General features: G+C 59.0%; 17 protein-coding genes. 11 read left to right on the top strand and 6 right to left on the bottom strand.

Going from position 1 to position 13,220, the window contains the following annotated elements; genetic code table 11:
• Window positions 1–94: 94 nt before the first annotated feature.
• The 3 genes from gshA to AB4Y34_RS03255 all read right to left on the bottom strand — a co-directional run bounded on the left by gshA (window position 95) and on the right by AB4Y34_RS03255 (window position 3,409).
• The gene (gene gshA, locus AB4Y34_RS03265) at window positions 95–1,384 is read right to left on the bottom strand and encodes a glutamate--cysteine ligase (protein WP_018434736.1); all 1,290 of its coding nucleotides are present in this window, start codon (window positions 1,382–1,384) and stop codon (window positions 95–97) included.
• 248 nt (window positions 1,385–1,632) lie between these two features.
• Window positions 1,633–3,045: an ammonium transporter gene (locus AB4Y34_RS03260; RefSeq protein WP_368715238.1), complete on the bottom strand. Its 1,413-nt coding sequence runs from the start codon at window positions 3,043–3,045 to the stop codon at window positions 1,633–1,635.
• A 25-nt stretch (window positions 3,046–3,070) separates the two neighbouring features.
• Window positions 3,071–3,409 (bottom strand): P-II family nitrogen regulator, encoded by a 339-nt coding sequence (locus AB4Y34_RS03255; protein ID WP_013094289.1) that lies wholly within the window; start codon window positions 3,407–3,409, stop codon window positions 3,071–3,073.
• Window positions 3,410–3,851: 442 nt separating this feature from the next.
• Here AB4Y34_RS03255 and AB4Y34_RS03250 point away from each other — a divergent pair, with 442 nt between their 5' ends.
• On the top strand, window positions 3,852–4,250 hold the full coding sequence (locus AB4Y34_RS03250) for a VOC family protein (RefSeq protein ID WP_176383946.1): 399 nt from the start codon (window positions 3,852–3,854) through the stop codon (window positions 4,248–4,250).
• A 79-nt stretch (window positions 4,251–4,329) separates the two neighbouring features.
• Here AB4Y34_RS03250 and AB4Y34_RS03245 read toward each other — a convergent pair whose 3' ends face one another.
• The gene (locus AB4Y34_RS03245) at window positions 4,330–5,457 is read right to left on the bottom strand and encodes an alanine--glyoxylate aminotransferase family protein (RefSeq protein ID WP_368715237.1); all 1,128 of its coding nucleotides are present in this window, start codon (window positions 5,455–5,457) and stop codon (window positions 4,330–4,332) included.
• Between the two features lie 130 nt (window positions 5,458–5,587).
• Window positions 5,588–6,097: a DUF1269 domain-containing protein gene (locus AB4Y34_RS03240; protein WP_368715236.1), complete on the bottom strand. Its 510-nt coding sequence runs from the start codon at window positions 6,095–6,097 to the stop codon at window positions 5,588–5,590.
• A gap of 236 nt (window positions 6,098–6,333) precedes the next feature.
• Here AB4Y34_RS03240 and AB4Y34_RS03235 point away from each other — a divergent pair, with 236 nt between their 5' ends.
• The 10 genes from AB4Y34_RS03235 to AB4Y34_RS03190 all read left to right on the top strand — a co-directional run bounded on the left by AB4Y34_RS03235 (window position 6,334) and on the right by AB4Y34_RS03190 (window position 12,612).
• The gene (locus AB4Y34_RS03235) at window positions 6,334–6,996 is read left to right on the top strand and encodes a dihydrofolate reductase family protein (protein WP_368715235.1); all 663 of its coding nucleotides are present in this window, start codon (window positions 6,334–6,336) and stop codon (window positions 6,994–6,996) included.
• A gap of 50 nt (window positions 6,997–7,046) precedes the next feature.
• Window positions 7,047–7,994 carry a pseudouridine-5'-phosphate glycosidase gene (locus tag AB4Y34_RS03230; protein ID WP_368715234.1) on the top strand — a complete coding sequence of 316 codons (948 nt, stop codon included), beginning with the start codon at window positions 7,047–7,049 and terminating at the stop codon, window positions 7,992–7,994.
• A gap of 48 nt (window positions 7,995–8,042) precedes the next feature.
• Window positions 8,043–8,303, top strand: coding sequence for a hypothetical protein (locus tag AB4Y34_RS03225; RefSeq protein WP_368715233.1), 261 nt, complete (start codon window positions 8,043–8,045; stop codon window positions 8,301–8,303).
• Window positions 8,303–8,680 (top strand): pyridoxal-dependent decarboxylase, encoded by a 378-nt coding sequence (locus AB4Y34_RS03220; RefSeq protein WP_368715232.1) that lies wholly within the window; start codon window positions 8,303–8,305, stop codon window positions 8,678–8,680. The genes AB4Y34_RS03225 and AB4Y34_RS03220 overlap by 1 nt, the downstream gene beginning before the upstream one ends.
• Window positions 8,677–9,087 carry a BON domain-containing protein gene (locus AB4Y34_RS03215; protein WP_176383936.1) on the top strand — a complete coding sequence of 137 codons (411 nt, stop codon included), beginning with the start codon at window positions 8,677–8,679 and terminating at the stop codon, window positions 9,085–9,087. The genes AB4Y34_RS03220 and AB4Y34_RS03215 overlap by 4 nt, the downstream gene beginning before the upstream one ends.
• Before the next feature lie 456 nt (window positions 9,088–9,543).
• Window positions 9,544–9,966, top strand: a complete 423-nt coding sequence (locus tag AB4Y34_RS03210; RefSeq protein WP_176383933.1) for a hypothetical protein — start codon at window positions 9,544–9,546, stop codon at window positions 9,964–9,966.
• A 46-nt stretch (window positions 9,967–10,012) separates the two neighbouring features.
• Window positions 10,013–10,717 carry a M35 family metallo-endopeptidase gene (locus tag AB4Y34_RS03205; RefSeq protein ID WP_368715231.1) on the top strand — a complete coding sequence of 235 codons (705 nt, stop codon included), beginning with the start codon at window positions 10,013–10,015 and terminating at the stop codon, window positions 10,715–10,717.
• Window positions 10,714–11,202: a hypothetical protein gene (locus AB4Y34_RS03200; RefSeq protein ID WP_255209006.1), complete on the top strand. Its 489-nt coding sequence runs from the start codon at window positions 10,714–10,716 to the stop codon at window positions 11,200–11,202. The genes AB4Y34_RS03205 and AB4Y34_RS03200 overlap by 4 nt, the downstream gene beginning before the upstream one ends.
• 205 nt (window positions 11,203–11,407) lie before the next feature.
• Window positions 11,408–12,121 (top strand): M35 family metallo-endopeptidase, encoded by a 714-nt coding sequence (locus AB4Y34_RS03195; protein WP_368715230.1) that lies wholly within the window; start codon window positions 11,408–11,410, stop codon window positions 12,119–12,121.
• Window positions 12,118–12,612: a hypothetical protein gene (locus AB4Y34_RS03190; RefSeq protein WP_176366758.1), complete on the top strand. Its 495-nt coding sequence runs from the start codon at window positions 12,118–12,120 to the stop codon at window positions 12,610–12,612. Before AB4Y34_RS03195 ends, AB4Y34_RS03190 begins: the two co-directional genes overlap by 4 nt.
• A 137-nt stretch (window positions 12,613–12,749) precedes the next feature.
• Here AB4Y34_RS03190 and AB4Y34_RS03185 read toward each other — a convergent pair whose 3' ends face one another.
• Window positions 12,750–13,028 (bottom strand): hypothetical protein, encoded by a 279-nt coding sequence (locus AB4Y34_RS03185; protein WP_368715229.1) that lies wholly within the window; start codon window positions 13,026–13,028, stop codon window positions 12,750–12,752.
• Window positions 13,029–13,220: the final 192 nt, after the last annotated feature.

Raw genomic sequence — 13,220 nt, 5'->3', positions numbered from 1 at the left:
GGTGCGCCCTGACGGGCGTGACATTGTTCGTCAATATAGTCTTTGAAGACGGCGATGGCGGCACGCATGCCGCCATCCTGCCGCGCGAGATGGCTTAGACCTGGATCGCTTCGGGATCGGTCTTTTCGAGTTCGACCGATGCGGCCAGCAACCCGAGCCGCGCCACGACGCCATACATATAGAAGCGGTTCGGCGGCGCCGCGCCGGGCTTCGCGTGCGCATCGGGCAGCGCCGTATGCTCGAAGCCGAGCGGCACGAAGTGCATGCCCGGCGCGTTCAGGTTCTGGTCGCGCTCGCGGCTGCCGTGCACGCGATAGAAGCCGCCCACCACATAGCGGTCGATCATGTAGACGACCGGCTCGGCGACTTCCTCGCCGATGCGCTCGAACGTGTACACGCCCTCCTGCACGATGACGTCGTGCACTTCGAGGCCGTCCTTGGTCGCCGCCATGCGCGTGCGTTCGCGCTTCGTCAGCGCGGCGACTTCCGACGCGTCGTGCACGGTCATCACGCCCATGCCGTAAGTACCCGCATCCGACTTGATCACGACATACGGTTTTTCGGAGATGCCGTACTCGCGATACTTGCGCGCGATCTTCTTCAGCACGCCGTCGATCGCATCGGCCAGCGCTTCCTCGCCGGTGCGCTGCTGAAAGTCGACGCCCTCGACGTGCGCGAAATACGGATTGATCATCCACGGATCGATCTCGACCATCTTCGCGAACTTCTTCGCGACGTCGTCATAACACGAGAAATGCGTCGACTTGCGGCGTACTGCCCAGCCCGCATGCAGCGGCGGCAGCAGGTACTGCTCGTGCAGATTTTCGAGCACAGGCGGAATGCCGCCGGACAGGTCGTTGTTCAGCAGAATCGAGCACGGGTCGAAGTTCTTCAGCCCCAAGCGCCGCTGCGAGCGCTCGAGCGGTTCGAGCACGAGCTTCTGGCCGTCGGACAGCGCGATCGTGACCGGGCCGTTGATGGTTTCGTCGAGCGTGCCGAAGCGTACGTTGAGGCCCGCCTGACGCATGATCGACGCAAGCCGGGCGACGTTTTCGAGGTAGAACGCGTTGCGCGTGTGGCGCTCCGGAATCACGAGGAGATTCTTCGCGTCCGGGCAGATCTTTTCGATCGACGCCATCGCGGCCTGCACCGCGAGCGGCAGCACTTCCTGCGGCAAATTGTTGAATGCGCCGGGAAACAGGTTGGTGTCGACCGGCGCGAGCTTGAAGCCCGCGTTGCGCAGATCGACGGAGCAATAGAACGGCGGCGTGTGCTCCTGCCATTCAAGCCGGAACCAGCGTTCGATAGCGGGCGTGGCGTCGAGGATCTTCCGCTCGAGGTCGAGCAGCGGGCCGTTTAACGCCGTAACTAGGTGCGGAACCATTGATCACTCGCAGACTGGAGAAAAAAGATTGTAGAGCAAATGCTTTGTCCATTTGGGGACGGTTTCTCCATTCGCAAGCAGACCCGAATGCATTCTCCCTATCTCGATGATAGGCGCGGAAAATTGCCGTTCGCAACCCGATCAGCAAGAAAAAAGCCCGCCATGAAGGCGGGCGAACTTTGCTGCGCTCAGCTTTTTCCTGACTGGCGGGCCCAGGAGCGCGGGCCCGCAGCACAACAGGTTCTTCGTTATTCGACTTTCTCGCCGTGCAGGCTCACGTCGAGGCCTTCGCGCTCCTGCTCTTCGGTTACGCGGATGCCGATCACCATGTCGATGATCTTCAGCAGCACGAAGCTCACCACGCCGCTGTAGATCAGCGTCGTCAGCACGCCCTTCGCCTGCAGGATCACGTTGCCGTCGAAGCCGCTGATGTCCTTGACCGCGAACACGCCTGTGAGGATCGCGCCGATGATCCCGCCGATGCAGTGCACGCCGAACGCGTCGAGCGAATCGTCGTAGCCGAGCTTGTGCTTGAGCCACGTGGCCGACCAGAAGCAGACCACGCCCGCGACGATGCCGATCACCAGCGCGCCTACCGTGCCGACGAAGCCCGACGCCGGCGTCACCGCCACCAGACCCGCGACCGCGCCCGACACGATACCGAGCACCGACGGCTTACCCTTGGCCGCCCATTCGGCGAACATCCACGCGAGCGCTGCCGCGGCGGTCGCCACCTGGGTCGCGAACATCGCGAAGCCGGCACGGCCGTCCGCCGCTACCGCCGAACCCGCGTTGAAGCCGAACCAGCCGACCCACAGCATCGCGCCACCGATCAGCGTCAGCGTCAGGTTGTGCGGCGCCATCGACTCCTTGCCGTAGCCGACGCGCTTGCCGAGCACCAGACAGCAGACCAGACCCGCGATACCCGCGTTGATGTGCACCACCGTGCCGCCCGCGAAGTCGAGGATGCCCGCGGTCGCCAGCCAGCCGCTCGGTTCCCACACCATGTGCGCGATCGGCGAGTAGACGAGGATCGACCACAGCGTCATGAACACCAGCATCGCCGAGAACTTCATGCGGTCCGCGAACGCACCGGTGATCAGCGCCGGCGTGATGATCGCGAAAGTCATCTGGTAGACGAAGTAGACCGTCTCGGGGATCGTCGGCGCGAGATGGCTGACGGTCAGCGTCGTGGCCTTGTCGCCCTTGATGTAGTTCATGCCCGTCATGAACACGCGCGAGAAGCCGCCGATGAACGAGTTGCCCGGCGTGAACGCGAGGCTGTAGCCGACCACGGTCCAGACGATCGTCACCAGACAGGTGATCGCGAAGCTTTGCATCAGCGTCGCGAGCACGTTCTTCTTGCGGACCATGCCGCCGTAGAACAGTGCGAGGCCCGGAATCGTCATGAACAGCACCAGCGCGGTGGAAGTCAACATCCACGCGGTGTCACCGGAGTTGATCTTCGACGAATCGACCGAGAACGGTGCGGTCGGCGCGGCCGGCGCCGATGCAGCGGCATCCGCCGCGGGAGCCGCGGACGCTTGCGCGACCGGCACGGAGGCGGCCGCGGGTGCCGACGCGTCCTGCGCGAATGCGGGGCTCAGCCCGCCCGCGAGCAACGAGCCCGCCATCAACAAAGTCATCAACAGTTTGCGCATCTCTCTTTCCTCTTGTCCTGTGTCTTTATAGGGCGTCGGCGCCGGTCTCGCCGGTGCGGATCCGGATCACCTGCTCGATCGGTGTCACGAAGATCTTGCCGTCACCAATCTTTCCAGTGCGCGCCGCACGCTCGATCGCTTCGATAGCCTGATCGACGATGTCATCCGGTACGGCGACTTCGATCTTCACTTTCGGCAGGAAATCGACGACGTACTCCGCGCCCCGATACATCTCCGTATGGCCCTTCTGACGCCCAAAGCCCTTGACCTCCGTTACCGTGATTCCAGAGACGCCAAGCGACGACAAGGCTTCACGAGCCTCATCTAGCTTGAATGGCTTGATGACCGCACTTATTAGTTTCAATTTGCCTCTCCGTTGATCGCCCATCCCGATACTGGCCGCCGTTGACGGTGGCTCAGCGCGCGGGGACGTTCAAAGCAACTGTCATGCCATTCGCACGAACGGTATTGGAGCGGGAGAGTGATCGGAGGAGCCGCGCGTTGGTTTTCGGCGATCAGATGGATGCAGTGAGAGACGGAGCGGGATTGAATGGCGGGACTGTCAGCAGGCTTCTTCGCGGTATGCGGCATGTACCTAGGCACCATGCGCGAGCGCGCTTTCCTGTTGTCCGTCCAACATGGGGCATGCGTGCACGGTTCTGTCGCTTGCTATTACAGATTCATTAATCGAAGCTTCCAGGTTTTCCACTCGCAGGCGCGGCACTCGCGGACGCCTGATTGGTCGAGCGCAACTGCGCGTGCTAACGTGAACAGACATCGCGACTCTCGAACAGGAACGTAGCAGGATGATTTCGCATGTATTCGTTGGGGTGAATGACTTTGACCGCGCGTTGAAGTTCTATTCGGCTGTCATGAGCGAGTTGGGACATCAACTGAAGTTTTGCGAGCCAGATAGACCGTGGGCTGGTTGGATGGCTGTGGGTATGCCGCGTCCGCTTTTCCTTATCGGCAGGCCATATGATGGCAACCCCGCAGAACACGGGAACGGCCAGATGGTGGCATTGCTTGCGCCTGATCGTCGTTCAGTCGACAACGCACACGCTACCGCGCTGGCAAATTCAGGTTCTTGCGAAGGCCCTCCCGGTTTGCGCGCGCACTATCACCCGAACTATTACGGGGCGTATTTTCGCGACCCAGAGGGAAACAAGATTTGCGTGTGTTGTCACGATCCAGAGTGCGCATAGCTATTCCGGCAGGCTCCGGAGTCCTCCCGCCGATGCGGCTGCGAATGCGAGCCATGCGCACATGCTTCGGAAAGACGCTCTAGACAATACGGTCCAGCGCCTTGGCGAACCTGGCGACCGAACCCTCGACGTCATGCAGTTTGTCCAGGCCGAATAATCCGACGCGGAAGGTTTTGAAATCTTCGGGCTCGTCGCATTGAAGAGGAACGCCGGCCGCGATCTGCAAACCGGCATCGGCGAATTTCTTGCCGGATCGTATGCCGTCATCGTCCGTATAGCAGACCACGACGCCCGGAGCCTGAAAACCTTCGGCCGCCACGCTTTTAAAGCCTTTGTCACTCAGCAGTGAGCGAATGCGCTTGCCGAGTTCAAGCTGCTCGGCTCTCACTTTGTCCAAGCCATATGCTTCGGTTTCCTTCATGACGTCGCGCAGCGTCGCGAGACTGTCCGTCGGCATCGTGGCGTGGTACGCGAACCCGCCGTTCTCGTAGGCTTCCATGATCTGCAGCCACTTGCGAAGATCACAGGCGAAGCTGGTGCTGGTCGTCGCGTCGATTCGTTCGCGGGCGAGCGGGCTGAGCATGACCATGGCGCAGCAAGGTGACGCGCTCCATCCTTTTTGCGGTGCGCTGATCAGCACGTCGATGCCACTGGCCTCCATGTCCACCCAGATCGTGCCGGAGGCGATGCAGTCGAGAACGAACATGCCGCCGACCGCATGCACGGCGTCGGACACCGCGCGCATATAGGCATCGGGCAGCATCATTCCGGATGCGGTTTCCACATGCGGCGCGAACACCAGATCCGGCTTGTGCTCCTTGATCGCGGCGACCACTTCTTCGATCGGAGCGGGTGCATAGGCGGCCTGCCTTTCCTGGCCGACCGGACGCGCCTTCAACACGATCGATTCGGACGGAATGCCGCCCATGTCGAAAATCTGCGACCAGCGGTAGCTGAACCAGCCATTGCGGATGACCAGACACTTGCTGTTCGTCGCGAACTGCCGGGCGACGGCTTCCATGCCGAACGTGCCGCTGCCCGGGACGATTACGGCCGACTTCGCGTTGTAGACTTTTTTCAGGGCGCCGGAAATATCGCGTACGACGCCTTGAAAGAGCTCCGACATGTGATTGATCGATCGGTCGGTGTACACGACCGAATATTCGAGGAGTCCCTCGGGGTCGACATCGGGAAGTAAACCTGGCACGTTCGCCTCCAGTAATTGACGAGTAAAAGAATCGAAAACAAATTCTAACGAAAGCTGCCCGCAGCGGCATCGCCGGAGACGCCTTCGTTACCCATCCGGCCGACGCCGATGGCCTCGTCTCAGCCGCTGCTCACGGGAAGATCGGTGTGGTGGGTTCCGCGCCCTCCAGATCGGCCTTCGGTACATGCTGCGCGACCATCTGCTCGATCTCCTCTTCTCGTGATCCAGGCACGTCGGCCATGATCAGGAACTGGCCGTCGCGTATGGCGCCGCGAAAACGCTCGAGTTGTGCGTTCGGTTCGCCGACGCCGATCATTGCGGCCGTCCAGGCCCCGAAGCCGGCTCCCGCCAACGTCAATGCGACGACGGCTCCGCCCGCAATGGCGAGCTCCGCGGGAGGAAACGCCAGCGCCACGAGGCCAACGAGCGCTCCAGTCGCACCGCCGAGCGCCACGCCGCGTTCGAGGGAGTGCACGACGTCGCTGCTTTGCAGCAAAGTTGCCTCGGGTAACTCTTCGAGTGCGACGCAGTGGTTCGCGAGAACATGGATATGCCGCCATGTGATCCGCGACCGCAGCAAGTCGTCTACGATCGCCTTCGCCGTCGTCGTGTCGGGTGCGAGGAAATAAAGGCGTCTCATCTCGATCCTCCATCAATCAAGCCGCCCGCCAACGGGACGATGCTGTTTATCGTACGCCTGCCGCAGGCAATACTGTGGGCGGACGATCACTGCTGTATGCCAGCTTGCAAATTCAGGAAATTCTCCTAAACACGTATGGTTAAGCATAAATCTGCTGCCCGAAAATTTCGCGTAGTTCCGGCAACCATGCAGATTTGCAGTCCACATTACGTTAGGCGTCCAATCGGAGGGAATCGATGACACGCGTTCGCGTTCAGGGCTTCACCATCTCGCTCGACGGATATGGTGCAGGCTCGAATCAGGACATTGACAATCCGCTCGGCGTTGGCGGGACGGAATTGCATCAGTGGCTAGTCCCAACCCGCACGTTCCAGCGGGCCTTGTTCGGCAACGACCGCGGTACGACCGGCGTTAACGATGATTTCGCCGCCCGTGGCTTTGAGAATGTCGGGGCCTGGATTCTTGGGAGGAACATGTTCGGCCCCATTCGTGGGGAGTGGCCGGACACCAACTGGAAAGGCTGGTGGGGAGACAGTCCGCCATATCACGTCCCGGTCTTCGTCCTGACCCATCATCCGCGTGCCCCGATCGAGATGAAAGGCGGCACGACGTTCCACTTCATCACAGGGGGCATTCGCGAGGCGCTCGACCGCGCCCGCGAGGCCGCTGCCGGAATGGACGTGCGGATCGGCGGTGGGCCGCAGACAATCCGGCAGTATCTCCGCGAGGGCCTCATCGACGAACTGCACATTGCCATCGCGCCGGTCCTGCTCGGCCGGGGAGAATCGCTGTTCGAAGGGATCGACTTGCGGGCTCTGGGGTACGAATGCGTTGAATTCGTAGCGTCGGACAAAGCCACGCATGTCGTTTTAAGGCGCCAGGGACACACGGACGCCTAACCCGGTCTCGTACCGCATACTTCGGTGAATCGCCCCCCGAAAGGATCGACATGGTTGCCAAGCTTGCACGCTCCTGGTTGACCTGGAGCGCGCCTGCGGCCGCTGCGCAAGCCGCCGGTCGCCCGCTCGTGGCGCTGGAATCGACCATCATCGCGCATGGCATGCCCTACCCGGAGAACGTTCGCACCGCGCGCGAAGTGGAGGCGTTGATCCGTGACGCGGGCGCCGAGCCGGCGACGATCGCGCTGATCGGCGGGCGAATCCACATCGGCCTTTCGGATGACGAACTGGAAATGATCGGCCGTTCCGACCACGTGCATAAGGTCAGCCGCCGCGACCTGCCGGCGGTGCTGGCCGGCGGCGGCCTGGGCGCCACGACCGTGGCTGGCACGATGATCTGCGCGGCGTTGGCCGGCATCGAGGTCTTCGTCACCGGCGGCATTGGCGGCGTACACCGAGGCGCCCAGCACAGCTTCGACATCTCGGCCGATCTGCAGGAACTGGCGAAGACCTCGGTCGCGGTGATCTGCGCCGGTGCGAAGTCCATCCTGGACATCGGGCTCACCCTGGAATACCTGGAAACCCACGGCGTGCCGGTGCTCAGTTGCGAACAGGACAATTTTGCGGCGTTCTACACGCGTGACAGCGGCTTTCGCGCGGACTTCAGGCTGGACGACGCGGCGGAGCAGGCACGCTTCATCCGCACCAAGTGGGACCTCGGCCTCGACGGCGGTGTGGTGTTGAGCACGCCAGTGCCGGAAGCGGCAGCGATGTCGGCCGAAGAGATCGACGCGCTGACTCGGCGGGCGCTCGACGAGGCCGCTGCGCAAGGAATCACCGGTAAGGCCGTCACGCCGTTCCTGCTGGCGCGCATCAAGGCGTTGACAGGCGGGCGCAGTCTGGCGACAAACATCGCGCTCGTAAAACACAATGCCGAGGTCGGCGCAAGGCTGGCGCTGGCGTTGGCACGCTCGAAGCGCGGGTCGGGCGCGGTGTAACCGCGTGCTATCTTTTACGGATTCGAAACCTTCCTGTCAGGACGGCTCGTGGACGTCGCCGTATGGCTGCACAGCCTCGGAATGGAGCGGTATGAACCGGTGTTTCGCGAAAACGCCATCTATCACGAGCTTGGCGACAATTCGATGCCCTATCCACTGGGCAACATACATCCTCGCTTCTGGTCCTGGTATATGGGCGCAAGCAACTTCACCGGGGCACTGGGAGACTTCCTGGCGGCCATTCAGGGTTCTAACCTGGGTGGCGGCAATCATGCGGCGGCTTTGATGGATCAGCAGGTCGTCGACTGATGCCAATCGCCCTCGATCCTCACAAGTGGTTGCACGCCCCGTTCGAGGTCGGCTGCGCGCTCGTTCGCGACGCCGCTGCGCATCGAGGCGCATTCGCGCTGACTCCGGAATATCTGCAACCGACACCGCGTGGAATCGCTTCGGCTCCCTGGTTATACGAGTATGGATTGCAGACGTCCAGAGGTTTCCGCGCGCTCAAAGTCTGGATGGCTCTGAAACAGCATGGCGTCGAGAAGTTCGGCCGTCTGATCGATCAAAACATCGCGCAGGATCGCTACCTCAGTGTTGGTATGCTTAACGCTACGAACGGCGGAGCCGCGCCCCATCTTTCTGTCTTGGACCGCAAGGTTGACGGAACCCAACGGAGGGCAGCATGAATAAAAGCAATGCGAGCAGAATAATCGGCGCAACGTTAGTCGCGGCCATCGCGAGTGGCTCGGCCTATGCGAACGGGCAACCCGGTCTTAGCGCGACGACCGACGTGATTGCACAAAAGGTGGCGGCCTCGAGCTCACCGCCTCGACCCAAGCCGGATACTTCGATAGTTCGCGACGTTCGCCGTGCCCTCAGGCGCGTACCCGATATGGATGATTCAAAGATTCATATCAGGGCGAGCCACGGCGTCGTTACGCTCACCGGGACGGTGCCGGAAAGCTGGCAGATCTCGCGCGCCGCCAATGCGGCGAGATCAGTGCTCGGTGTCAAGTCGGTGAGGAACAGATTGACCGTGCGAGAGAGCGACGAAGCAGCCATTGAGCACCGTCCCGCGACATCGGCCGGATAAGTAGTTGATGCTCGACAGATCGGACCGGATTGCACCTTTCGTGTGGGCCGGTCGCCAGCGTTTGCTGTCGCCCTACGTTGTACTCCACCCCAAACTGAATATCGAAGAGGTCAGGGTCGAAGGCCGCTCGACGCCAACGGACTCCCCCTAGCGTCAACTGAAACCGGAGGACGTGGCAGCGATTCTCGCTGACGCTATGGAAGGCGTGAACGCGAAGCTGGCGGCGATAGACGCCTCATGGACGCAGCACTAACCATTTCGATCCCTGACGATAAAGGCGGCTTAATGCCGCCTTTTTTAATCCTGCACTAGCAGGAATATGCAATAGAAATCGAGATGTCCGACACAATCGTAAATAGCTGTCAAAACGGGCTTATCCCGAATTAAAGCGATTGACCGTGTTCCGTTTCGATGATTAATTCGCGAGGTATCGCCTGAAAACTCTTGAGGAGTGTAATGGAGCAACTGAAACAGCGAAGCAGCGGGACGGATTGGACAGTCGAGGAAGAATGCGATCTTTGCCGTATCACCTATTCGATCTACTCAAACTTCCCGCCGATGCCTCACGCGCAGGCCCTGAACGCCGAAACCGGCGAGTTCTTTCCGTTTGACAGGGTTCGTGAGTTGAAATCCGGCTACGCGATGGCCGAAGCGCTGGGTTACGCATGGGCGTGCAATTGTCGCGGGCGTGCCCCCAAACGGTTCAATGAGCAGTTCGAGCTAAGAGACTCCACCGGCAAGCGACAGGCGGGGGTGCGTTACAGGATTCGCGTCGGTTCGAGGGTCATCGCGAAAGGTGTCACCGATTTCCAAGGGCGAACCCAGCGTGTTTCGACAGATAACGCAAAGCAGGTTTCCATCGAAGTTGCCGGGCAATAGGGGTGGAAAGCAGGTGAGTCTTCCATCACTGGTGAACACATGACGAATGAAATTTTTGAAAAAGAATAGCCAATATTTAAATACCGACGAGCATGAAGAATGGACCGAGGTCGGCACAGCCATTACCAATATCACTCCTGGGTCAATATCCAATGTCGTGATCAATACCACCCGTATCTGCCCCAACATGAGTAATAACGAGTTTAGAAAAGAGGTCATGCGGGCGCGCGATGCTGGTGCATCTTTAATCAAGGAGCGCATTGCTGCAGTAGCACGCTGGGACGCCAAAGAGCAGGACCGTGCCAAAATTTATTTCGCCCGCGCGGACGAAGAAATCCGAAGCACTCTGGCTGCTGGCCTGCCGCGCTTACTCGCCGCGATGCAAGAACTCGTGCCAGAAAAAATTGTGCGATGGGATAGCGAACTGAACAGGAGCCTTACATGCTCACCCAAACCGGACCACGGTGACAACGCGGCTGCTGTTTGCAAGCCCGACTCGCAGAACCGCGTTATTGCCATATATTCGAAGTTTTGTAGCTTCAAATTCGGCGCATTGTGGCGAGAATGTAAGATCAAAACGCTAATCCACGAATGTACTCACTTTACCGACACTTTTGACTCCCTTGACCGCGTGTATGCTGACACTGAAGCTGGACTCAAGACATATGCGAAGAATCATCCCGACGAAGCGATTCGCAACGCGGACAACATCACCGGTTATATCGCAACATTCGACAGGGAAGTGACATGAGTACTATGCCAGGTTTCAGCCGCCGTATTGCTGCCGTGTCCATCATATCCATGTGTCTTTATGGATCAGCTAGTGCATGCTCGATCTCAAAGGTAGCGGGACTCCAGTTACCATTCAGCACCACGGATCTTTCAAATGCAAATAGGCTGACGATTGCAGACGCAGTGATTACCGCAAGGCAATGGCCTGAAGTGCAAATTCAGGCAGTTGTAATTGCCGGTGCCTATATTAGCGAAGGCAATTTGGAACAGCTAAAAAAAGATCGTGCCGAGAACGTGAAAGCGTATTTGAAACAACTTGGTATCAGGAGTGAAAATATCATAATCGAGCCCAAGACTTTTACGGATCAAATGGTAGCAAAGCGCCCGGACGGCACATTGGACATTGAGCAGATCGTCGTGGAACTAACCCCGATCTGTAGCGGCGGCTGTGAACGACTATGCGACGATCCGCGCGTAGTGCCGACGAGCAAGGCTATCAGATAGAAATTCGCCCCGCTTAGGCGGGGGCTTTTACCTTGGGCGCTTCGGCGTTGCAGATCGCGCGTCGTGTCACGCAACGACCGAACATGTCACCGATTTCCAAGGGCGTACCCAGCGTGTTTCGACAGATAACGCAAAGCAGGTTTTCATCGAAGTTGCCGGTCAATAGCGATGGACAGCAGGTGAGTCTTCCATCACTGGTGAACACATGACGAATGAATTTTTGAAAAAGAATAGCCAATATTTCAAGACCGACGAGCATGAAGAATGGACCGAGGTCGGCACAGCCATTACCAATACAACTCCCGGGTCAATATCCAATGTCGTGATCAATACGACGCCTATCTGTCCAAACATGAGTAACAAGGAATTCAGACAGGAGGTCATGCGGGCACGTGATATCGGTGCGGAGTTAATCAAGAGACGCATTGAGGGTCTTGCGCGTTGGGACTTGAAAGAGCAGGACCGTGTGAAATTCTACTTTGCACGTGCGGATGAATCTACAAGAACCGTGCTCAGCCATGGTTTGCCGCGATTGCTCACAGCAATGCGGGAGTTAGTACCAGAAAAGATTGTGCGATTTGACAGCGAAACAAACAGGAAGCTGTCCTGTGCAGTCAGGCCAGATACGGGAGACAATCAGGCCGTAGTCTGCAAACCTGATTCGGAAAAGCGTGTCATCGCTGTCTATTCCAAATTTTGCAGCAGTCCATTTGGTCAGTTGTGGAGCACGTGTAAGATAAAAACAATAATTCACGAATGCACTCACTTCACCGACACTTTTAATTCAGAAGACTGGGTTTACACCGATAAGGCATCGGGCGCACGGATATTCGCCGAAAATCATCCGGATCAGGCTATCCGAAACGCAGACAACATAACCGGCTATATCGCAACATTTGACGGAGTAAATCTCACATGAGTAGAAGGCTGAATTACAGGGCTGGCGCCGTGGCCGCACTGCTCGCCATCTCGCTCTGCTTTTTTGGATCAGTTCGTGCATGCACGATAGGAGAGAACGTAGCGCTTGAGTTGCCCTTCAACGCTACCGCGCTTTCGACGGCGGATCGACGTGCGATTGCGGGAGCCGTAGGTGAGGCAAAGAAGTGGCCCAACGTGCAGATTCAGGCGATTGTTATGGCTGGCGCGTATATTGGTGAGCGCAATCTGGAAGAGTTGCAAGACCGCCGTGGTCAGGTTGTGAAAGCGTATTTGAGGAAGCTTGGCATCAGGAGCGAGTACATCATGATCGATCCCACAACTCTTACTGAGGGATATGTTGTGAAGCGCCGCGACGGTAGCCCGACTGTTCGTCAGATCGAAATCGAGTTGACTCCGATCTGTAAAGGTAGCTGCGCGTGGATGTGCGACGATCCCCGAGTCACGCCCCGTAGCAGAGTGATCAACCCGTAAGAACCCGAACAGGCTCCCGCTTCGGCGGGCTCCGCAAAGTCGTGAGTCTTGCAGGCAAGCGGCACCACTATGATTCGGCATAGCCCACGTTCGCGCGTAGTGCCGCGAGTGAGTATGGAAATTGCGCACGCGCTTCGTCATGCGAACGTGCGCCACCCAACGATATCCGGCGAAGCAGTCTTTCTCGCCGACGAGCAGCCCGTCGAACTGCCCATGCTGTCGCGATAGACGATCACCTCTGGAGCCGGCCCGTCCATCACTGCGAGTGCCGCCGCCACGACGCTCTCAGCCGCGTTGGTCACGCTGCGGCAACCGGGCGTGTCCAGGTGCTGAATGATCGGCACACCCGAGAAGAAGCCCACCAGCGCGAAGCCACATGGCTTTCCGTGGACATCGGGCGACCTCGCTTTTTGCAAGTGTGTGGCAATGTGTGGAAAATGCTGTGGCCATGGACTGCAACAAAAAAACGCAAAAAACGACATGAACCGGAAGTTGCCGGGAGGTTGCTGAGAGCGCGGACAGGTGAAGATTCGCCGCAAATCCTTGGGGTAATGGGGCTTTGAGGCATGTCCGGAATCCGCGAGACACTTACCCACCTCGCCTTTTTC

It is taken from the genome of Paraburkholderia sp. BR10954, assembly GCF_040965775.1.
Taxonomy (GTDB): domain Bacteria; phylum Pseudomonadota; class Gammaproteobacteria; order Burkholderiales; family Burkholderiaceae; genus Paraburkholderia; species Paraburkholderia youngii.
The sequence above is the reverse complement of the archived record's forward strand: the minus strand, read 5'-3'. Positions and strand labels throughout refer to the sequence as shown.